We start from the raw sequence: 21139 nt of genomic DNA, 5'->3' as shown, positions 1-21139 counted from the left end.
CCGCGGGACGGCTCGATAGGGTCGGGGCGTGCCCGACAGACTTGCCCGCCTCCGTGACCTGGTGGTCGGCCTCGTCCAGTGGGCGTTCGACCTGCGTTCCGTCCGTGCCGTCAAGTGGTACCTGGCGCGCCGCGGGAATCTGCTCTGCGGCGGGATCGCCTACTCGGCGCTGTTCTCGTTGGGCGCCGCCCTGACGATCGGCGTGAGTGTCTTCTCCACCACTCTCCGCAACAACGCGGAACTCGAGAACGAGGTGTACGAACAGATCGACAAATGGGTCCCCGGTCTGCTCGAGGAGAGCCCGGGCGACGACCAGGGCCTGGTCGATCCCGACCAGCTCGTCCGGGCGACGGCCTGGAGCTGGACGACCGTCGTCGCCGCCGCCGTCTTCCTGTGGACCGCGATCAGCGTGATGGGGGCGCTGCGGCACTCGGTGCGCTCGATGTTCGATGCCCCGGTGGTAGGCGTCAACCCGGTGCTCTCGAAGGTGTGGCAGCTTGCGGGGTTCCTCATCCTCGGGGTCATGCTGGTCACCGCGGCGGCGGCGAGCATCGTCTCCCAGAGGGTGGACCAGCTGGTGACCCGATGGTTCGGTGACACGTTGGTGCTGGGATGGGCCTTCGCGGTCGGCACCTTCGTCGTGGGGGTACTCCTCGACGCCGTGCTCGTGTACCTGATCGTCCGGGTCGTCGGCCAGGTGCGACCACGCCGGACGCGGGACCTGGTGCTCGGCTGCCTGGCCGCGGGCGTCGCGACCAGCGGTCTGCGCTGGGCCGGGACCTCGCTGGTGACGGCCAGCGCGTCGCGCAATGTCATCCTGGCCTCGTTCGTGACGCTCGCGACGATCCTGCTGCTGGTCAACTTCGTCGCCCGCGTGCTGCTCGTCGTGTGCGCGTGGGTCTACGACCCGCCCCGGCTCGACGAGATCGAGCGTGCGGAGCAGACGGTGGCGTGGATGCGCCGTCGGGCCGAGATCGACCGGGTGGTGCGCCGGGGCCGCGGTTGCGGGCGCCCCTACAGCGCCGTCGTCCGCGGCGTCCGCCGTGGACTCTACGACTACTGACGTGCGCTACCTCGCGCTGACGTGCGCTACCTCGCGCCGCCGCGGGGGCGGACGACGAAGCCCGGTGTCAAGACGATGTGCACGGTCGTCATCCCCGAAGTGGAGGGCGCGCAGCGCCCGTGAACGCGACCGTGCACATCGTCTCGACACCGGGCGTGCCGAGCGGACGAAAGACTCAGAAGGCGCGGGTGATCATCGCCCGCTTGACCTCCTGGATCGCCTTGGTGACCTCGATGCCGCGCGGGCAGGCCTCGGTGCAGTTGAAGGTCGTGCGGCAGCGCCACACGCCCTCCTTGTCGTTGAGGATCTCCAGACGCTGGGTGGCGCCCTCGTCACGGGAGTCGAAGATGAACCGGTGCGCGTTGACGATCGCTGCCGGGCCGAAGTACTGGCCGTCGGTCCAGAACACCGGGCAGGACGACGTGCACGCGGCGCAGAGGATGCACTTGGTCGTGTCGTCGAACCGGTCGCGGTCGGCCTGCGACTGGATGTTCTCACGGCTCGGCTCGTTCCCGGAGGTGATGAGGAACGGCATGATCTCGCGGTAGGAGGCGAAGAACGGCTCCATGTCGACCACGAGGTCCTTGATCACGGGCAGGCCCTTGATCGGCTCGACCGTGATCGGCTTGTCGGGGTTGACGTCCTTGAGGAGCGTCTTGCACGCCAGCCGGTTGCGGCCGTTGATGCGCACGGCGTCCGAGCCGCACACGCCGTGGGCGCAGGAGCGGCGGAACGTCAGGGAGCCGTCCAGCTCCCACTTGATCTTGTGCAGGGCGTCCAGGACGCGGTCCGTCCCGTGCGCGGTGACGGTGTGCTCCTCCCAGGTCGCCTCGTCGGAGACCTCCGGGTTGAACCGGCGGATCTTCAGCGTGACCTCGAAGGACGCGACAGCGCCCGCCTGTCCGTCCGGAGCGGCGTTCGCGGTGTTGTCAAGAACAGCAGTCATCAGTACTTCCGCTCCATCGGCTCGTAGCGCGTCTGGGTGACGGTCTTGGACCCCAGGACCACCTTGTAGTCCCCGAAGTCCTCGACGTGGTCGAAGTAGCCCTCGACGTGGCCGTCGGCGGCGTCGGGAGCCGACGTCGGACGGCGGTACGCCATCGTGTGCAGCATGTAGTTGGTGTCGTCGCGGTCCGGGTAGTCCTCCCGGTAGTGGCCACCACGCGACTCACGGCGGTTGAGTGCCGCGACCACCGTCACCTCGGCGATGTCGAGCAGGAAGCCCAGCTCGATCGCCTCGAGGAGGTCGGTGTTGAACAGGGTGCCCTTGTCCTGGACGGACACGTTCTTGTACCGCTTCTGCAGCTCGCGGATGTCGGCCGCGGCCTGCTCGAGCGACTCCTGGGTGCGGAAGACCTGGGCGTTGGCGTCCATGGTCTCCTGCAGCGCCTTGCGGACCTCGGCCACCCGTTCGCCCTCGGGGCGGTCCCGCATCTCGCTGAGCTGTGCCTCGACGCGTGCGGTGGGGTTCTCGGGGATCGGCAGGTGCTGCTCGACCGTCTGGGCGTAGGCGGCGGCCGACCGGCCGGAGCGCTTGCCGAAGACGTTGATGTCGAGCAGGGAGTTGGTGCCGAGGCGGTTCGACCCGTGCACCGAGACGCAGGCGACCTCGCCGGCGGCGTAGAGGCCCTTGACCACGTTGTGGCCGTCCCGGAGCACCTCGCCCTCGATGTTCGTGGGCACGCCGCCCATGGCGTAGTGCGCGGTGGGGTACACGGGCACCGGCTCGGTGTAGGGCTCGATACCGAGATAGGTACGCGCGAACTCGGTGATGTCCGGCAGCTTGGCGTCGATGTGCGCCGGCTCCAGGTGCGTCAGGTCGAGCAGCACGTAGTCCTTGTCGGGGCCGGCGCCGCGACCCTCGCGCACCTCGTTCGCCATCGACCGGGCGACGATGTCGCGCGGAGCGAGGTCCTTGATGGTGGGGGCGTAGCGCTCCATGAACCGCTCACCCTCGGAGTTGCGCAGGATGCCGCCCTCGCCACGTGCCGCCTCGGAGAGCAGGATGCCGAGCCCCGCGAGACCGGTGGGGTGGAACTGGAAGAACTCCATGTCCTCGAGCGGCAGGCCGCGCCGGTAGGCGAGAGCCATCCCGTCGCCCGTGAGGGTGTGGGCGTTCGACGTGGTCTTGAAGATCTTGCCCGCGCCGCCCGTGGCGAAGATGATCGCCTTCGCCTGGAACACGTGGATCTCGCCCGAGGCGAGGTCGTAGGCCACGACACCGGTCGCGTTGACCTCGGCGCCGTCCTCGATGTCCTCGGTGGTGAGGTCGTGGTCCGTGAGCAGGTCCAGCACGTAGAACTCGTTGAAGAACTCGACGTCCTGCTTGACGCAGTTCTGGTAGAGCGTCTGCAGGATCATGTGACCCGTCCGGTCCGCGGCGTAGCACGCGCGGCGCACCGCGGCCTCGCCGTGGTTGCGGGTGTGTCCGCCGAACCGTCGCTGGTCGATGCGACCCTCCGGCGTCCGGTTGAACGGCAGACCCATCCGCTCCAGGTCCAGCACGGCGTCGATGGCCTCCTTGGCCATGACCTCGGCGGCGTCCTGGTCGACGAGGTAGTCGCCGCCCTTGATGGTGTCGAAGGTGTGCCACTCCCAGTTGTCCTCCTCGACGTTCGCCAGGGCGGCGCACATGCCGCCCTGGGCGGCGCCGGTGTGGGAACGCGTGGGGTACAGCTTGGAGATGACCGCGGTGCGGGCCCCCTTCGAGGCCTCGAGCGCCGCGCGCATGCCGGCGCCGCCTGCGCCGACGATGACGACGTCGTACTGGTGGGTCTGCATCGGTTCCGATGCCTCCTGCGGCGAGTGGTGGATCAGCGGGCTGGGGAGATGCGCGGGCTCAGGCCGTGCAGAACGAGGCGAGGAGCTCGGCCGGCGCGTCGGACGGGCACGGGTCGAACGTGAAGATGACCAGGGTGCCGAGCACGACGGTGATCGTGAACGCCAGGTAGAGCAGCACCTTGAGCACACCGCGGGTGGCGTCCCGCTCGGCGTAGTCGTTGATGATCGTCCGCACGCCGTTGGTGCCGTGGATCATCGCCAGCCACAGCATGAGCAGGTCCCACGTCTGCCAGAACGGGCTGGCCCACTTGCCGCCGACGAAGGCGAAGTCGATGGCGTGCACGCCGTCGCCCACCATGAGGTTGACGAACAGGTGGCCGAAGACGAGCACGACGAGCAGCACGCCGGAGGCCCGCATGAACACCCACGAGTACAGCTCGAAGTTGCCGCGGGTGGTCTTGCGGCGCGCGTACGGGGAGCGCGGTGTGGGGATCGCGGTCTGGGTGCTCATCAGTGGCCTCCGAAGACGATCGAGAGGTGGCGGGGCAGGAACCCTGCCATGGTCACCACGAACAGGCCGAGGACGACCCACAGCATGACCCGCTGGTACCGCGTTCCCTGGGACCAGAAGTCGACCAGCGCGACGCGGATGCCGTTGAAGGCGTGGAAGACGATGGCGGCCACCAGGCCGGCCTCGCCCAGCCCCATGATCGGCGTCTGGTACGTGCCGATGACGGCGTTGTACGCCTCGGGGGAGACCCGCACGAGCGCCGTGTCGAGCACGTGGACGAGCAGGAAGAAGAAGATGAGCACGCCGGTCACGCGGTGCGCGACCCACGACCACATGCCTTCGCGGCCGCGGTAGAGCGTGCCAGCGGGAGCAGTCGGCACGGGGGAGCCTCCATTGGCGGATTCGGGCGGGTTACGTGAAGTCACTGTAGTGACACCGAGTCGCGATCGGGTCACGGAGTGTCCGAAAACGGCGTCTCTGCGCGGTTTCTGTGACACATTCCACAGGCTTCGTGTCGGCCGGCGGGAACCCGTCACTATGCTGCGAACATGCCTTCGTCTGCCATTCCCGGATTCCGCGCCGTCGTCCCGGCGGGAGGGTCCGGCACGCGGCTCTGGCCGGTCTCGCGCGCCGACCGCCCGAAGTTCCTGCACGACCTGACGGGATCCGGGCGGACGCTGCTGCAGGCGACCGCCGACCGCCTCGCGCCGTTGGCCGGTGACGACGGGATCCTCGTCGTCACCGGTGAGCGGCACGTCGCCGCGGTGCGCGAACAGCTCCCGGGCGTCGGGGCGGACCAGGTGCTGGCCGAGCCGAGCCCGCGCGACTCCATGGCGGCCATCGGCCTGGCCGCGGCGGTGCTGGAACGCCGTGCGGGCGACGTCGTCCTCGGCTCCTTCGCGGCCGACCAGGTCGTGACCGGCAGCCGGGAGTTCGAGCGCTCGGTCCGCGAGGCGGTGGAGGCGGCCCGTTCCGGGTACGTCACGACCGTCGGCATCGCCGCGTCCCGGCCCTCGACCGCGTTCGGCTACGTGCGCGGCGGGAGCCCGCTCGACGTCGCGGGCGCGCCGAGCGCGGTGCACGTGCAGGGCTTCACCGAGAAGCCGGACGCCGCGACCGCGCGGGAGTACCTGACCTCGGGGGAGTACCGGTGGAACGCCGGCATCTTCGTCGCGTCCACGAGCGTGCTGCTGGGCCACCTCGCCGAGCAGCGACCCGCTCTGCACGACGGGCTGCGCCGCGTGGCGGACGCCTGGGACACCCCGGACCGTGCGCGGGTGCTCGCCGAGGTGTGGCCCGGCCTGGAGAAGATCGCGATCGACCATGCCGTGGCCGAGCCGGTGGCCGCGGCGGGCGGCGTCGCGATGGTGCCCGGTTCGTTCGGCTGGGACGACGTCGGCGACTTCAACTCCCTCGCGGCGCTGCTGCCGGCGGACGACGACTCCGGGTCGAAGGTCCTCGGCGACGGCGCGGACGTGGTGCGGGTGCAGAGCGCGGGGTCGGTGGTCGTCCCGGCGAGCGGCCGCACGGTGACGCTGCTCGGCATCGACGACGTGGTGGTGGTCGACACCCCGGACGCGCTGCTGGTGACGACGCGGGCGCGAGCCCAGCAGGTGCGGCGCATGGTCGACGCGGTGCGCGACCACGGCCGCGAGGACCTGCTGTGAGCGGCGTCGGTGCGGCGGCGGGGCGTCTCGACGCCGTGGTCGCCGAGCTCGAGCCGGAGCTCGTCGCGGTCCGGCGCGACCTGCACGCCCACCCGGAGGTCGCTCGCGAGGAGGTTCGGACGACGGCGGTGCTCGCGGAGCGTCTGCGCGCGGCCGGCCTGCAACCCCGGACGCTCGAGACGACCGGGCTCTTCTGCGACGTCGGCCCGGACGTCCCCGGACAGGGTCGGGTGGCGCTGCGCGCGGACATCGACGCGCTGCCCCTGGACGACCTGTGCGGGTGCGACTTCGCCTCGACCGTGCCGGGCGTCGCCCACGCCTGCGGCCACGACGTGCACGCGGCCGTCGTGCTCGGTGCGGGGCTCGCGCTGGCCCGGCTGGACGCCGAAGGGCTGCTCGACGTCGGTGCCCGCCTGGTCTTCCAGCCCGCGGAGGAGTCCATGCCCGGCGGGGCGCACGAGGTCATCGCCCAGGGCGTGCTCGACGGGGTCGACCGGATCGCGGCCGTGCACGCCGAGCCGAAGCTCGACGTCGGGCGCATCGGCACCCGGATCGGGCCGATCACCTCGGCGTCCGACCTCGTGACCGTGCGGCTGTCGTCCGGGGGCGGGCACACGTCCCGCCCGCACCTGACCGGCGACGTCGTCTACGCCCTCGGGCAGGTGATCACCCAGGTGCCCGCCGTGCTCGGCCGGCGGCTGGACCCGCGCTCGGGGGTCAACCTGACCTGGGGTGCCGTCGAGTCGGGCAACGCGCACAACGCCATCCCGATGTCGGGGGTCGCCCGGGGCACGCTGCGCTGCCTGGACGTGCGCGCGTGGGAGAAGGCCGGCCAGGTGCTGCACGACGCCGTCGAGCAGGTCGTGGCCCCCTACGACGTCGACGTGAGCGTGCACCACGTCCGCGGCGTCCCGCCGGTCGACAACGACGCCGACGTGACCGCGCGGCTCGAGGCCGCCGGCGCCGCCGTCCTGGGCGAGGAGGGAGTGGTCCTGACCGAGCAGTCGCTCGGTGGCGAGGACTTCGCCTGGTACCTGACGAAGGTGCCGGGCGCGATGGCACGCCTCGGCACCGCGACCCCCGGCGGCCGGCGGTACGACATCCACCAGGGTGACCTGGTCGTCGACGAGCGGGCGATCGGGATCGGGGCGAGGTTGCTGGCACGTTTCGTCCTCGGTCCGGGCCCGGCCGCGGACGTACCGCTTCGGTAACGACTCGGCCACGGGAGGCCCCGGTGGCATCGAGGACGCCGAGCGATGGTTACGCTTGCCGTCTCTGATCGTGAGACGGGCGAGCGCCCGCGCTCACCCACCCTCATCGACAGGAGTGACAGGTGAAGAGAGCCATCCAGCTCACCGCCCTCGCAGGCGCTGCCGCGCTGACCCTCGCGGCGTGCGGGTCTGCCCCCGAGGAGTCCACCGGCGAATCGACCGAGAACGGCGCGGCGCAGTCCGACTTCACCGCCTGCATCGTCTCGGACGAGGGCGGGTTCGACGACAAGAGCTTCAACCAGCTGAGCTTCGAGGGCGCCAAGAAGGCGGCCGACGAGCTCGGGGCCCAGTTCAACGAGGTCCAGTCCCAGTCGGAGACCGACTACCAGCCCAACGTGCAGGCCCTGGTGGACGAGGGCTGCAACGCCATCGTCGCCGTCGGCTTCGCGCTCTCGGCCGACACGGTCGAGTCGGCGAACAGCAACCCGGACATCGACTACATCCTGGTCGACGACGCCGCGGACAACGACTTCGACGGCGAGGCGGACGCGGAGAACGTCAAGCCGCTGCTGTACAACACGGCCGAGGCCGCGTTCCTCGCGGGCTACCTCGCGGCGGGCTACTCCGAGGCCGGCAAGGTCGGCACGTTCGGCGGCCAGCCGTTCCCGACCGTGACGATCTTCATGGACGGCTTCAAGCAGGGCGTCGAGCACTTCAACGAGGTCAACGACGCCGAGGTCGAGGTCATCGGCTACGCCGGTGGCGAGGACGGCGCGTTCACCGGTGGCTTCGCGGCCAACGAGACGGCCAAGACGACGGCGACGAACATCCTGGGCCAGGGCGTCGACGTGATCCTCCCGGTCGGCGGGCCGATCTACCAGTCCGCGATCGCCGCGATCGAGGACTCGGGCCGCGACGTCGCGCTCATCGGTGTGGACGCGGACTTCTACGAGACCGACCCGACCACGCAGCCGTACGTGCTGACCTCCATCCTCAAGAAGATGGACGTCTCCACCTACGAGGCCGTGAAGTCCTCGGGCGAGGGCACCTTCGACCCCGAGCCCTACGTCGGCACCCTGGAGAACGAGGGCGTGGGCCTGGCCCCGCTGCACGACTTCGAGGACAAGGTCGACCCGGAGCTCATGGCCGAGGTCGACGAGCTGCGCCAGCAGATCATCGACGGCGAGCTCGAGGTCACGTCCTACCTGGACCAGTGACGAGGAGCTGAAGATCACCGCCGACGCGGCGGGGCACGGGATCTCACCCGGGTCCCGCCGCGCCGTGCGGCCTAGGCTGGCCGGGGGATCGTGAGGAAGGTGGACGCGCCACGATGAGGCTCGAGCTACGGGGGATCACCAAGCGTTTCGGTGCGCTGGTGGCCAACGACCACATCGACCTGGTGGTCGAACCCGGGGAGATCCACTGTCTCCTCGGCGAGAACGGGGCGGGCAAGTCCACCCTGATGAACGTCCTGTACGGGCTGTACGACGCCGATGAGGGCGAGATCCTCCTCGACGGGGAGGTGCAGGACTTCGACGGTCCCGGTGACGCGATGGCTGCCGGCATCGGCATGGTCCACCAGCACTTCATGCTCGTGCCCGTCTTCAGCGTGGCCGAGAACGTCATGCTGGGCCACGAGGTCACGCGCGGCCCCGGTCTGCTCGACCTGGAGTCGGCCCGCGCCACGGTGCGCGACACCGCCGACCGCTTCGGGTTCCACGTCGACCCGGACGCCGTGGTCGAGGACCTCCCGGTCGGTGTGCAGCAGCGCGTCGAGATCATCAAGGCGCTGAGCCGTGACGCCCAGGTCCTCGTCTTCGACGAGCCGACGGCGGTGCTCACCCCGCAGGAGACCGACGAGCTCATGTCGATCATGCGCCAGCTCCGCGACGAGGGGAAGGCGATCGTCTTCATCACGCACAAGCTGCGTGAGGTCCGTGAGGTCGCCGACCGGATCACGGTCGTGCGCCACGGCAAGGTCGTCGGTGAGGCGGAGCCCACGGCGTCCGACAACGAGCTGGCCTCCCTTATGGTGGGGCGCGCGGTCCAGCTCACCGTCGACAAGCAGGCGGCACGCCCGCGGGAGAACGAGCTCGCGGTGCGCAACCTGGTCGTCGCACGCCAGGACGGCCAGGTGGTCGTCGACGACCTGAGCTTCACCGTGCACGGCGGCGAGATCCTCGTGGTCGCAGGAGTGCAGGGCAACGGGCAGACGGAGCTGACCGAGGCGCTGCTCGGGCTGCACCCCGGCGGGAGCGGCTCGATCAGCCTCGACGGCAACGAGCTGCGAGGTCGCTCGGTGCGCCAGATCCTCGACGCGGGCGTCGGGTTCGTGCCCGAGGACCGCAGCACGGACGGCCTGGTCGGCGAGTTCACGATCGCGGAGAACCTCATCCTGGACCGGACGGCCGGGCCGCCCTTCGTGCGGGCCGGCAGCCTCCAGCTCGCGGCCCGCGACGAGTTCGCGCGCGAGAAGGTGAACGAGTACGACGTCCGCACGATCGGCATCGACCTGCCCGTGGGCCGGCTCTCCGGCGGCAACCAGCAGAAGGTGGTGCTCGCCCGCGAGCTCTCCCGCGAGCTGCGGCTCCTGGTGGCCGCCCAGCCCACGCGTGGCGTGGACGTGGGTTCCATCGAGTTCATCCACAAGCAGATCGTGGCCGCGCGTGACACCGGCATCCCGGTCGTGGTGGTCTCCACCGAGCTGGACGAGGCGGTGGCCCTGGCCGACCGCATCCTGATCATGTACCGCGGCAAGGTCGTGGGCATCGTCCCGGCAGACACCCCGCGCGACGTGCTCGGGCTGATGATGGCGGGCATCGCCCCCGAGACCGAAGGAGAGGCCGCGTGAGCGACGCGTCGGGCCGGCACCCGGCCGAGGAACCCGAGAACCCGCTCGACGAGGCCGCGCAGCGGGCCGCCGCCGAGCACGAGCCCGGGCTGGCCGAGGAGCTGGAGCAGGAACGGGCCCGGGAGGCCGCTCCGGCGATCGAGGAGACGGACGACCGCTGGCGCGACGCGTTCCGACGCGTCGCCGCGGGCGGCTGGGCCGTCTCCCTGGGCGCCATCCTGCTGGCGGTGATCGCCGGCTCGCTGATGATCATCGTCACCGACGAGGCCGTGCAGGCGGCCGCGGGGTACTTCTTCGCGCGGCCGGGCGACATGCTCACGGCGGCCGCGGAGGCGGTCGGCGGTGCCTACTCGGCGCTCTTCCAGGGTGCCGTGTACAACTTCGGTGCGGACACGTTCGCCGCGGGGATCCGGCCGTTGACGCAGACCCTGACCAACGCCACGCCCCTGATCGCGGCGGGGCTCGGCGTCGCCATCGCGTTCCGTGCCGGTCTGCTCAACATCGGCGGGCAGGGCCAGATGCTCGTGTCCGCGGCGGCTGCCGGCTGGGTCGGGTTCGGCCTCACCGGCCTGCCGGTCGTGGTGCACCTGATCGTCGCGATGGTCGCGGGCATCCTCGCTGGTGCGCTGTGGGCGGGCATCGCGGGTCTCCTCAAGGCTCGCACCGGTGCCCACGAGGTGATCGTCACGATCATGCTCAACTACGTCGCGTACTACCTCGTGTCGTACTTCCTGGCGACGCCGGGCCTGATGCAGGCCCCCGGCTCGGCCAACCCGAAGACCCCGCCCACCCCCGAGTCGGCGACGCTGCCTCCGCTGCTGGGCGAGCGCTACAACCTGCACTGGGGCTTCGTGCTGTCGCTGCTCGCCGTCGTCGTCGTGTGGTGGCTGCTCAACCGCTCCGCGGTCGGCTTCTCCTACCGGGCCGTCGGCGAGAACCCGCGTGCGGCGCGGGTCGCGGGCATCGACGTGCCGCGGGCCACCGTGTCGGTGATGCTCGTCGCCGGTGCCCTGGTCGGCCTGGCCGGCATCACGCAGGTGCTCGGCACCGTGACGACCGGGTTCGGCGCGGACATCGACGCCGGCATCGGCTTCGACGCGATCACCGTGGCGCTGCTGGGCAACTCCAACCCCGTGGGCGTCCTGGGCGCGGGCATCCTGTTCGGCGGCTTCAAGGCCGGTGGCTCCGCCATGCAGGCGGCCGAGGGGATCCCCATCGAGATCGTCCTGGTCGTGCAGTCCCTCATCGTGCTGTTCATCGCCGCCCCGCCGCTCGTGCGGGCGATCTTCCGGCTCCCGCAGCCGGGCAGCACGCCGAAGAAGAAGCGGTCGCAGACCGCCCGCAAGGAGGTCTCGGCATGAGCGCCGCCACCGTCGACGGGAAGACAGCCGCCCCGGACGCCCCGCGCACGCTGAGCACCGTCACGTGGAAGACGTCGATCTCGCTCGGGGTCGTCCTCGCCCTGTACGCGCTCCTGCTCGTCCTCGCCCCGCACGAGGGCAGCGCGAGGTTCGCGCTCTCCACGCCGACCGACTTCTTCCAGATCCCCGTGTACGTGGTGCCCGGCATGGCCACAGCCTGGATCTGCGGCGCGCTCGCCGCCGTCATGGTGGCGCTCTCGGTGGGGGCCACCCGGCGCGCCCGGCGCACCTCGGTGTGGGTGCCGTCGGTCTTCGCCGCAGTCCTGCTCGTGGGCTTCCTCGCGTGGGCGGCGGCGGGCAGCCCGCGCGACCTCTCCGTGGTCGGGCTCCTGGGTGGCGCCCTCGTGCTGTCGGTGCCGCTCGTGTACGGGGCGCTGAGCGGCGTTATCGGCGAGCGGTCGGGCACCATCAACATCGCCATCGAGAGCCAGCTCCTGGCCGGTGCGTTCACCGCCGCGATCGCGGGGTCGCTGACGAAGAGCCCGTGGGTCGGGCTCCTGGCCGCGATGGCCGCCGCGGCGCTGGTCGCGCTGGTGCTGGCCGTGTTCACCATCACCTACCGCGTCAACCAGATCATCGTCGGTGTGGTGCTCAACGTGCTGGTCATCGGCCTGACGAGCTTCTTCTACTCGCTGGTCCTGGTGCCGAACACGGCGACGCTGAACACCACCGTCCGGTTCGAGCGGATCCCGATCCCGCTCCTGGACCGGATCCCGGTGATCGGCCCGGTGCTGTTCGACCAGACGATCATCGTGTACCTGATGTTCGTCATCGTGGCGGTCGTCTGGTACGCCCTCTTCCGCACCCGCTGGGGCCTGCGGCTGCGGGCGGTCGGCGAGCACCCCCGCGCGGCCGACACCGTCGGCGTCGACGTGCTGCGCACGCGGTACCGGGCGTTGCTCGTCGCCGGTGCCGTGGGCGGCATGGGAGGCGCGTTCTACACGGTGGTGTCGATCAACCAGTTCAACCGTGAGATGACGGCGGGAGCGGGCTTCATCGCACTGGCCGCGATGATCTTCGGCAAGTGGGACCCGGTCCGCGCGGCGCTGGCCGGTCTGCTGTTCGGGTTCGCGACGAACCTGCAGAACGTGCTGTCGGTGGTCGGCTCGCCCGTGCCCAGCCAGTTCATGCTCATGCTGCCGTACATCGTCACGCTGTTCGCCGTGGCGGGGCTCGTCGGCCGGTCCCGGCCGCCTGCCGCCCTCGCCACCCCGTACACCAAGGAGTAGCCGGTGGCATCGCACGAGACCGCCATGGACTGGGACGCCCTGCGTGCCGCCGCCCACGAGGTCGCGCAGCGCGCGTACGTGCCGTACTCGGGCTACCCCGTGGGGGCGGCCGCCTACGCCGACGACGGCCGGCTCCTCGTGGGCTGCAACGTCGAGAACGCCGGGTACGGCGTCACGCTGTGCGCCGAGTGCTCCCTGGTCTCGGCGCTCGTCACGGGTGGTGGGGGTCGGCTGACCGCCTTCTCGTGCGTCACCGGCCGCGGCGACCTGATCACCCCCTGCGGGCGGTGCCGCCAGCTCCTGTGGGAGCACGGCGGCCCCGACCTGCTCGTCGAGACGCCGCGGGGCGTCGTCACCATGTCCGAGATGCTGCCGCAGGCGTTCGGACCGGAGGACCTGAACCGATGAACGAACCGTTCGACGCCGTCGACGTCATCCGTACCAAGCGGGACCGGGCCCACCTGTCCGCCGCGCAGATCGACTGGGTCGTGGACGCGTACACCCGGGGCGCGGTCGCCGAGGAGCAGATGTCGGCGCTCGCCATGGCGATCCTGCTCAACGGCATGAGCCGCGGTGAGGTCGCCCGGTGGACCCAGGCGATGATCGCCTCGGGCGAGCGGATGGACTTCTCCGAGCTGTCGCGCCCGACGGCGGACAAGCACTCCACCGGCGGGGTGGGGGACAAGATCACGCTGCCCCTGGCACCGCTGGTGGCGGTGTTCGGGGTGGCCGTGCCACAGCTGTCCGGCCGCGGGCTGGGGCACACCGGCGGCACCCTGGACAAGCTCGAGTCGATCCCGGGCTGGCGCGCGGGCCTGAGCAACGCGGAGATCCTGGCCCAGCTCGACGACGTCGGCTCCGTCATCTGTGCCGCCGGCGCCGGGCTCGCGCCGGCGGACAAGAAGCTCTACGCGCTGCGCGACGTCACGGGCACGGTCGAGGCGATCCCCCTCATCGCCAGCTCGATCATGTCCAAGAAGATCGCCGAGGGCACGGGTGCGCTGGTGCTCGACGTGAAGGTCGGCTCCGGTGCGTTCATGAAGGAGATCGCCGACGCGCGCGAGCTCGCGCGCACGATGGTCGAGCTCGGCACCGACGCCGGGGTCCGCACGGTCGCGCTGCTCACGGACATGTCCGTGCCGCTGGGGCGGACGGCGGGGAACGCCCTCGAGGTGCGCGAGTCCGTCGAGGTGCTCGCCGGCGGGGGACCGGCGGACGTCGTCGACCTCACCGTCGCGCTGGCCGTGGAGATGCTCGACGCCGCGGGACGACCGACGGCCGAGGCGGAGGTCCGCGCCGCGCTGCAGGACGGCCGCGCGATGGACGTGTGGCGCCGGATGATCAGCGCCCAGGGCGGAGACCCGGACGCCGAGCTGCCGGTGGCCGCGCACACCGAGGAGGTCCGCGCGGACCGGACCGGCGTCCTGGCCGCGCTCGACGCCTACGCCGTGGGCGTCGCCGCGTGGCGCCTGGGGGCGGGACGCTCGCGCAAGGAGGACCCCGTGCAGGCGGGCGCCGGCGTGGAGGTGCACGTCCGCCCGGGCGAGCAGGTCGTCGCCGGGCAGGCCGTCATGACCCTGCACACCGACACCCCGGAGCGGTTCGCCCGGGCGCGGGCGGCGCTCGACGACGGGTGGCAGGTCGCGCCGTCGGGCACGTCGGTGCCGCGGCGCCCGATCGTCCTCGACCGGATCCACTGACGCGGCGGACGTCGTGCGGGCGGGGCGGGACGCGCTGCGGCTGACCGACCTCCTGGAGGCCGCGGGGCTGTTCTGCGGCCCCGTACCCCCACCGGTCGCGCAGCGCGCGGGCGCGCGCACCACGCCACGCGTTCCGTACGCCGTGGAGTCCGCGCTGCGCGACGCCGCCCCGCGGGTGCGCGAGCGCGTGCTCGACCCGCTGGGCCGCGATCAGGGCGCCCCGCGGACCGGCCGGCCGGTCCCGTTGTTCCTGCCGGAGCTGACGGCGGGGCCACGGTCAGCAGGACGACCAGGCCCGCGACGGCTCGCGCCGGAGGCACGCCAGGTCGACGAGACCACGTGCGGGGCGGCGGTGCTCGCGGTGCTCCGCCTGGCGGGCGACCCGGCGGCCGCGCTCGCACTGGCCCGGGACCCCCGCGGTGCCCGGCACGCGTTCGCCGCGCTGCAGCGGCAGATCCACGCCCGTGCGCGCCGGGTCTGGCCGCGCAGGCTCGGCACCCCGCCGTGGGGTGCGGCCCGTGAGGCGCGGTTCGGCTCGGTGCGCTACACGCACCGGGTGGTCGGTCGTCACGAACCGTCCGAGGGGTCGCGAGCCGTCCTGCGTGCCGCCGTCGTCGCCGCGGCGGCGGGGGTGCCGGTGCCGCTGTACACGGGCGGCGACCTGGGCCACGGCGCGACGACGGCCGTACCGCGCCACGTGGTCCTCCTGACGGCGGTGCGGGACACCTCCGCCGGGCCGATCGCGACACTGTACGAGCCGTCGTCGGGCGCGATGCACGCCCTGCCGGTCGACGCGCTGCGCGGGCCGGGCGGCGCCCCGGGGGCGCAGGCGAGCCGCGGCCGGGCGCTCGGTGGCTGGCCGCACGTGGTCTGGGCGGTCCTGCCGCGCGAGGAGGACCGATCGGGGTCAGCATGGGGGCATGAGCACGACACCCTCAGACGCCTGGCGCGACGCCGGCCTGGAAGCCCCGGACGACACCACGAACCTCGTCGAGGAGTCGAGCACGCCGCCTGCCACCCCGGAGCACCCGGAGGAGACCGACGAGTACCGCCCCGCGACGCCCCGTCCCGACCTGGACGGCGAGGCGTCCGAGGCCGACGTCGCTGAGCAGGCGAGCATCGTCACCTCGTCCGAGGACGACCCGGACGCCGTCTGACCGGTAGGTTGGGGGGCATGACGCAAGCGCTCCACGACGCGATCCCCGACCTGCCGAAGGTCCTCCTCCACGATCACCTCGACGGTGGCCTGCGCCCGCAGACGGTGCTCGAGCTGGCTGCTGAGGTGGGCCACGAGCTGCCGGCCGACGACGCCGCGTCGCTCGGTGCCTGGTTCCGTGACGCGGCCGACTCGGGTTCGCTGCCGCGCTACCTCGAGACGTTCGACCACACGATCGCGGTCATGCAGACGCCGGAGTCGCTCGCCCGCGTGGCGCGGGAAGCGGTGATGGACCTGGCGGCCGACGGCGTCGTCTACGCCGAGCAGCGCTGGGCACCGGAGCAGCACCTGAAGCAGGGGATGAGCCTGCCCGAGACGGTCGAGGCGGTGCAGGCCGGGATCGACGAGGGCGTACGCGAGGCCGCGGCCGCGGGGCGGACGATCCGGGTGGGCCAGCTCGTCACCGCCATGCGGCACACCGACCGGTGGATCGAGATCGCCGAGCTCGCGGTGGCCTACCGCGGTGCCGGTTCCGTCGGCTTCGACATCGCCGGGCCGGAGGACGGGTTCCCCCCGGACCGGCACGTCGAGGTGTGGCGGTTCCTGGCGGAGCACAACTTCCCCACGACGATCCATGCCGGCGAGGCGGCCGGGCTGGAGTCGATCGGTCAGGCCGTGCACCTCGGCCAGGCGGACCGGCTCGGCCACGGTGTGCGCATCGCGGACGACATCACGTTCGACCACCGGTCCGGGACGGCGGAGCTCGGCGAGCTCGCGCACTGGGTGCGTGACCACCAGATCGCCCTCGAGGTCTGCCCGGTCTCCAACTTGCAGACCGGGGCTGCGTCGTCGATCGCCGAGCACCCGATCACGCGGCTCAAGGAGCTCGACTTCGCGGTCACCCTCAACACGGACAACCGCCTGATGTCGGCCACGTCGATGTCCCACGAGATGCGCCGGCTCGTCGCGGAGGCGGCCTGGACCATCGACGACCTGGCGGACGTGACCATCACGGCCGCGTGGAGCGCGTTCATGCACCACGACGAACGCCGTGAGCTCGTCGACGAGCTGATCCTGCCCGGCTTCCAGAAGATCGAGGGGGCCGCCCGATGAACGCCGCCGCACCGACGCCGACGACGAGGGCCGAGCTGGCCCGGTACGTCGATCACACGCTGCTCAAGCCGGAGGCGACCTCCGCCGACGTCACGGCGCTCGTCGAGGAGGGTGCCGGGCTCGAGGTCTTCTCCGTGTGCGTGTCGCCTACGTTCGTGGCGCACGCCGTCGAGGCGGCGGCCGGGCGGCTCGCGGTGGCGACGGTCTGCGGCTTCCCGTCGGGGAAGCATGCGAGCGACATCAAGGCGGCGGAGGCCGCGCGGTCGGTGCTCGACGGCGCCGACGAGGTCGACATGGTCATCGACGTCGGCGTCGCCAAGGCCGGCGGCTTCGACCTGGTGCAGGCCGACGTGGCGGCGGTGCGCGCCGCCGTGCCGGCCGACAAGGTCCTCAAGGTCATCATCGAGTCCGCCGCGCTGAGCGACGACGAGATCGTCGAGGTGTGCCGGGCCGCGGAGGCCGCGGGCGCCGACTTCGTCAAGACGTCCACGGGATTCCACGCCACGGGCGGCGCCTCGGTGCATGCCGTGGAGCTGATGGCACGAACGGTGGGCGGCCGGCTGGGGATCAAGGCCTCCGGCGGGGTGCGCACGCTCGCCGACGCCCAGGCGATGATCGCCGCGGGCGCCACCCGCCTGGGGCTGTCCGGCACGGCGGCCGTCCTGGCGGGCTTCGACGAGGTCGCTGACGGGGCCGCGGCCGCCGACGAGGCGTCCGCGACCGACGGCGGCTACTGACTGCCGAGACACCAGGGGGTCTTGTGGTCCGATCAGCCGACGACGTGCACGTCTTCGAAGCGCACGCGCCCGACGCGGAGCTCGAGGACCTGCGCGCGCGACTGACGACGGCGCGGCTGCCGGAGCCCGAGACCGTCGTGCGCTCCGCGCCCGGCCCTCGGCGCTGGGAGCAGGGCGTTCCGCTCGCCGACCTCGTCGACCTCGTGGACTACTGGCGCACCGGGTACGACTGGCGGGCCTTCGAGGCGCGCCTCGACCGGATCGGTCAGTTCCGCACGACCGTCGACGGGCTGGGCATCCACTTCCTGCACCGTCGGTCCGCGCGCGCCGATGCCACCCCGCTGATCATGACGCACGGCTGGCCGGGCAGCGTCGCCGAGTTCGTCGACGTGGTCGACGAGCTGGCGGACCCGCAGGATGCCGGCGCACCGGCGTTCCACGTCGTGGCCCCGTCGCTCCCGGGGTTCGGCTACAGCGACAGGCCGAGCACGGCCGGGTGGGGGGTCGAGAAGATCGCAGCCGCCTGGGTGGAGCTGATGGGGAGGCTGGGATACGACCGATTCGTCGCGCACGGCGGTGACTGGGGAGGAAACGTCACGACCATCCTCGGCGGCAGCTTCCCGCAGCACGTCCTCGGCATCCACACCACGTTCGCGCCGGCACCGCCGGGGATGACGACGGAGTCTCTGACGGCAGTCGAGCGCACGACGGTCGAGGAGGCACGAGACTTCTGGCAGAACCACAGGGCGTACGCGAAGCAGCAGGCGACCAGGCCCCAGACCATCGGCTACTCGCTCGTCGACTCACCGGTCGGGCTCCTCGCGTGGCTCGTCGACAAGTTCGCCGAGTGGTCGGACACCGAGGACAGCCCGTTCGAGACGATCTCCCGCGACAGGATTCTCGACGACGTCACGCTCTACTGGCTGACGCGCACCGGTGCGTCGGCCGCACGCATCTACGCCGAGAGCCCTCACTCGCTCGACCCGGACCTCCGGGTGGACGTCCCGTCAGCCATCACCCTGTACCCCGGTGACGTCGAGTCCCGCACCCCGCGAGCATGGGCCCAGGAGCGGTATCGACAGATCGTCCGCTGGAACCTGCCCGAGTCCGGGGGCCACTTTCCCTCCTTGGAGGTGCCGGAATACTTCGTGAGGGACCTGCAGCACGGCCTTGCCGCCGTGCTGGCCGCCGCTCGAAGCGAGGGGCAGAGGCCGTGATGCAGGTCACCGCGAGGCTGTGCCGGACGGCCCGCCGCGCGCCTCACCGAAGATTCGGGGGACACGACCTAGCGTCGGCGCCATGACCAGCGCCGACACAGATGAACCGCTCGTCGAGGTGCGTGAGGCGACGCGGACGCACGGCAGCGTGCAGGTGCTCGCCCCGACGTCCCTGACGCTGCACGCGGGCCAGGCCGCCGCCGTCGTGGGGGCCAACGGGAGCGGCAAGTCCACGTTGCTGGGGCTCGTCGCCGGGGCGGACGAACCGACGTCGGGCAGCGTGCGCACCCTCGGGATGACGGCGGCGCGTGCCCGGCTGCGCCGGCGCGAGGACGTCACGCTGCTCATGGGCGGGCTACCCACCTACCGCGACCTGACGGTGGCGGAGCACCTGCGGCTGGTCAGCTCCGCCTGGGCGGGGAGGCACACGCTGGCCGACGTCGCCGAGACGTTGGCCGAGGCCGAGCTGGACCGTGTGCGCGACCAGTTCCCGTCCGAGCTGTCGTCGGGGGAGCGCCAGCTGTTCGCGCTGGCCACCACGCTCTACCGGCCCGCGCGGCTCGTGCTGCTCGACGAGCCCGAGCAGCGTCTCGACGCCCGGTGGCGCACCGTGGCACGCCGTCTCGTCGGGCGTGCCCTCGACGCCGGACGGACCGTCCTCGTCGCGACCCACGACAGCGGGCTGCGCGACGACGTCGCGGCCCGCGGTCAGGTGGTCGAGCTCGCCGAGCCAGGGCAGCGATGAGCGCTCCTGCAGGCACCGGGACGGGCAGCGCGGACCCGGACGACGCGGGCCCTGCGCGCGTGCTCTACACGCCGTGGCGGCGCTGGCTGGGCCGGCTGCGCCGCCGCTCTGCGCTGGCTCGCGCGGCCGCGTCCGGCGCGGACCCGGGCGACCGCGTCTATCTCGTCTACGGCGTCGTCCTCCTGGCCCTGGTCTACGGACCGATGCTGTGGGCGGCGCTGTCCGTCGTGGGCGTCCCGCTCGGCGGTGCGGGCGGCGGCGAGGGTGCCGTGGCGGCCGAGCGGTGGAGCTCGAGCTCGTTCGACGGCCTGGTGGTGGTCGGGCTGTGCGTCGGCGGTGTCCTCGCACTCCTGGCGGTCAACGCCGCCCGCGCCGGCGGACCGCTGTGGACCAGCCCGTCCGAGGCGACGTTCGTGCTCGCCGGTCAGTTCCCGCCGGTGGCGGTGCTCTGGCGGCGGGTCGTGCTGCTCGCCGTCGGCGCGGCGGTCGTCGCGGCGTTCGGGGGGTCCGCTCTCGCGGCGGGCGCGCTGGGCCTCGCCGGGGGTGCGGGCGTGGTGCCCGCCGACGGCGTCGGCCCTGCGGACGTGGCGGGTTGGGCGCTGCTGGCGGGGTTCGCCGTCCAGGTCCCGCTGATGCTGGGCGTGGCGGCCCAGGCGCCGCGCTGGCGCACGGCGGCGCGGCGGACCGCAGGAGTGCTGCTCGGCCTGGGAGTGCTCGCACCGGTGCTGGAGGTCGTCGCCCCGCAGGTGCGTACCGCCGTCGGGCAGGTCTGCGCGGATCCCGCGGCGACCGGGGTCGCGTGCTCGCTGGCGACCGTGCCCGGACCGGGCCTGCTGGGTGTCGCCGGTGTGGCGGCGCTCCTCGCCGTGTGGTTGACGGTGCGTGTGCTGCCCACCGAGATGGACGTCGACGCGACCGCGGCGGCCCAGCGCAACACGGTCGCGACGTCCCAGGCCCTGATCGGCGGGGAGGCGGGCGGCCTGACCGACCTGCTGGGCCCGGTGCGGCTGCACGGCCGCCGCCGGACGCTCTGGCCCCCGCTGCTGTACCGGGCGCCCGTGGTGGCGCGGGACCTGCTGGGGCTGCGCCGGCGGGCGTGGACCGTCCTCGGCTCGCTGGTGGCGGGGACGGGCGGCACGCTGCTGGTCCTGGTGAGCATCCCGTCGCCGGAAGGCCCCGGGTCTGCCTTCGGCGTCGTCCTGGGAGCGGCCGTGCTGTACGCGGCGACGTCGTCCTGGGCGTCCGGCCTGCGGGACATGGCCTCCCAGGCCAGGCCGGGCGGGTTGCTGCCCGGCGGCGTCGGCCGCCTCGTGGCGGCACACCTGGTGGTGCCGACGGCGCTCGGCGTCGTCGCGGTCGGGGCCGGCCTGGCGCTCGCGGTCCCCGTCGGTCTCGCCGGCCTGCCCGACGACGGCGCCACGGCGGTCGTGGTCGCGGTGACCACGGGTGTGCTGGTGCTCGCCGTGCGGTGCTGGGTCGCGGGCGCGACGACCGTCCCGACCGAGCTGTTCACGCCGGTGAGCGTGCCGGGTGGTGGTGACGCCTCCACGCTGATCGTCGCAGCGTGGTTCGTGCGGGGGTGGCTGATGGTCGTCGCTCTCGCGTGGTCGGCGTACCGCGGGGCGGGGGCGGGCACCGGAGCGCTGCTCGCCGTCGCCGTGGTGATCGTGCTCTCGGCCGCCTGGTTCGTGCGGTCCACCGTGCGACGCCTCGCGCGGACCTGACCGCGAAGGAGGT

General features: G+C 72.3%; 19 protein-coding genes. 15 read left to right on the top strand and 4 right to left on the bottom strand.

The genetic code is table 11. From position 1 onward, the window contains the following. Window positions 1-28: 28 nt before the first annotated feature. The gene (locus ACWAT2_RS12215) at window positions 29-1063 is read left to right on the top strand and encodes a YihY/virulence factor BrkB family protein (RefSeq protein ID WP_402375998.1); all 1035 of its coding nucleotides are present in this window, start codon (window positions 29-31) and stop codon (window positions 1061-1063) included. A 175-nt stretch (window positions 1064-1238) separates the two neighbouring features. Here the strand turns inward: ACWAT2_RS12215 and ACWAT2_RS12210 are convergent, their stop codons facing one another. Genes ACWAT2_RS12210 through sdhC form a run of 4 tightly spaced genes read right to left on the bottom strand, consistent with a single transcriptional unit; the run spans window position 1239 to window position 4735 of the window. After that, window positions 1239-2009: a succinate dehydrogenase iron-sulfur subunit gene (locus ACWAT2_RS12210; RefSeq protein WP_402376000.1), complete on the bottom strand. Its 771-nt coding sequence runs from the start codon at window positions 2007-2009 to the stop codon at window positions 1239-1241. Beyond that, window positions 2009-3844, bottom strand: a complete 1836-nt coding sequence (gene sdhA / locus ACWAT2_RS12205) for a succinate dehydrogenase flavoprotein subunit (protein WP_402376002.1) — start codon at window positions 3842-3844, stop codon at window positions 2009-2011. The genes ACWAT2_RS12210 and sdhA overlap by 1 nt, the downstream gene beginning before the upstream one ends. Before the next feature lie 58 nt (window positions 3845-3902). Further along, on the bottom strand, window positions 3903-4355 hold the full coding sequence (locus tag ACWAT2_RS12200; protein ID WP_402376004.1) for a succinate dehydrogenase hydrophobic membrane anchor subunit: 453 nt from the start codon (window positions 4353-4355) through the stop codon (window positions 3903-3905). Next, window positions 4355-4735: a succinate dehydrogenase, cytochrome b556 subunit gene (gene sdhC, locus ACWAT2_RS12195; RefSeq protein ID WP_402376006.1), complete on the bottom strand. Its 381-nt coding sequence runs from the start codon at window positions 4733-4735 to the stop codon at window positions 4355-4357. Before sdhC ends, ACWAT2_RS12200 begins: the two co-directional genes overlap by 1 nt. A gap of 168 nt (window positions 4736-4903) precedes the next feature. Between sdhC and ACWAT2_RS12190 the strand changes: the two genes are divergently transcribed. From ACWAT2_RS12190 to ACWAT2_RS12125, 14 genes are all read left to right on the top strand, one after another. Continuing rightward, window positions 4904-6022, top strand: a complete 1119-nt coding sequence (locus ACWAT2_RS12190; protein WP_402376008.1) for a mannose-1-phosphate guanylyltransferase — start codon at window positions 4904-4906, stop codon at window positions 6020-6022. Further along, window positions 6019-7233, top strand: a complete 1215-nt coding sequence (locus tag ACWAT2_RS12185) for an amidohydrolase (protein WP_402376010.1) — start codon at window positions 6019-6021, stop codon at window positions 7231-7233. The genes ACWAT2_RS12190 and ACWAT2_RS12185 overlap by 4 nt, the downstream gene beginning before the upstream one ends. A gap of 122 nt (window positions 7234-7355) precedes the next feature. Beyond that, entirely contained in the window at window positions 7356-8450 is a 1095-nt protein-coding gene (locus tag ACWAT2_RS12180; protein ID WP_402376013.1) for a BMP family lipoprotein, read from the top strand. A 113-nt stretch (window positions 8451-8563) separates the two neighbouring features. Next, entirely contained in the window at window positions 8564-10084 is a 1521-nt protein-coding gene (locus ACWAT2_RS12175; RefSeq protein ID WP_402376015.1) for an ABC transporter ATP-binding protein, read from the top strand. After that, the gene (locus tag ACWAT2_RS12170; RefSeq protein WP_402376018.1) at window positions 10081-11445 is read left to right on the top strand and encodes an ABC transporter permease; all 1365 of its coding nucleotides are present in this window, start codon (window positions 10081-10083) and stop codon (window positions 11443-11445) included. Before ACWAT2_RS12175 ends, ACWAT2_RS12170 begins: the two co-directional genes overlap by 4 nt. Next, window positions 11442-12734: an ABC transporter permease gene (locus ACWAT2_RS12165; protein WP_402376020.1), complete on the top strand. Its 1293-nt coding sequence runs from the start codon at window positions 11442-11444 to the stop codon at window positions 12732-12734. The genes ACWAT2_RS12170 and ACWAT2_RS12165 overlap by 4 nt, the downstream gene beginning before the upstream one ends. 24 nt (window positions 12735-12758) lie before the next feature. Further along, complete coding sequence (locus tag ACWAT2_RS12160; RefSeq protein ID WP_402376372.1) at window positions 12759-13142, top strand: cytidine deaminase; 384 nt, start codon at window positions 12759-12761, stop codon at window positions 13140-13142. Next, the gene (locus tag ACWAT2_RS12155) at window positions 13139-14434 is read left to right on the top strand and encodes a thymidine phosphorylase (protein ID WP_402376023.1); all 1296 of its coding nucleotides are present in this window, start codon (window positions 13139-13141) and stop codon (window positions 14432-14434) included. Before ACWAT2_RS12160 ends, ACWAT2_RS12155 begins: the two co-directional genes overlap by 4 nt. Before the next feature lie 13 nt (window positions 14435-14447). After that, window positions 14448-15542 carry a hypothetical protein gene (locus tag ACWAT2_RS12150; RefSeq protein WP_402376026.1) on the top strand — a complete coding sequence of 365 codons (1095 nt, stop codon included), beginning with the start codon at window positions 14448-14450 and terminating at the stop codon, window positions 15540-15542. A 66-nt stretch (window positions 15543-15608) separates the two neighbouring features. After that, window positions 15609-16703, top strand: a complete 1095-nt coding sequence (locus ACWAT2_RS12145) for an adenosine deaminase (protein ID WP_402376028.1) — start codon at window positions 15609-15611, stop codon at window positions 16701-16703. Further along, the gene (gene deoC / locus ACWAT2_RS12140; protein WP_402376030.1) at window positions 16700-17440 is read left to right on the top strand and encodes a deoxyribose-phosphate aldolase; all 741 of its coding nucleotides are present in this window, start codon (window positions 16700-16702) and stop codon (window positions 17438-17440) included. The genes ACWAT2_RS12145 and deoC overlap by 4 nt, the downstream gene beginning before the upstream one ends. 44 nt (window positions 17441-17484) lie before the next feature. Next, window positions 17485-18657, top strand: a complete 1173-nt coding sequence (locus ACWAT2_RS12135) for an epoxide hydrolase family protein (RefSeq protein ID WP_402376032.1) — start codon at window positions 17485-17487, stop codon at window positions 18655-18657. Window positions 18658-18739: 82 nt separating this feature from the next. Next, complete coding sequence (locus tag ACWAT2_RS12130; protein WP_402376035.1) at window positions 18740-19402, top strand: ABC transporter ATP-binding protein; 663 nt, start codon at window positions 18740-18742, stop codon at window positions 19400-19402. Then, on the top strand, window positions 19399-21126 hold the full coding sequence (locus ACWAT2_RS12125; protein ID WP_402376038.1) for a hypothetical protein: 1728 nt from the start codon (window positions 19399-19401) through the stop codon (window positions 21124-21126). The genes ACWAT2_RS12130 and ACWAT2_RS12125 overlap by 4 nt, the downstream gene beginning before the upstream one ends. Window positions 21127-21139 lie beyond the last annotated feature (13 nt).

This window comes from Isoptericola sp. GX10416 (genome assembly GCF_056590155.1).
This window is presented reverse-complemented; position numbering and strand designations above follow the sequence as displayed.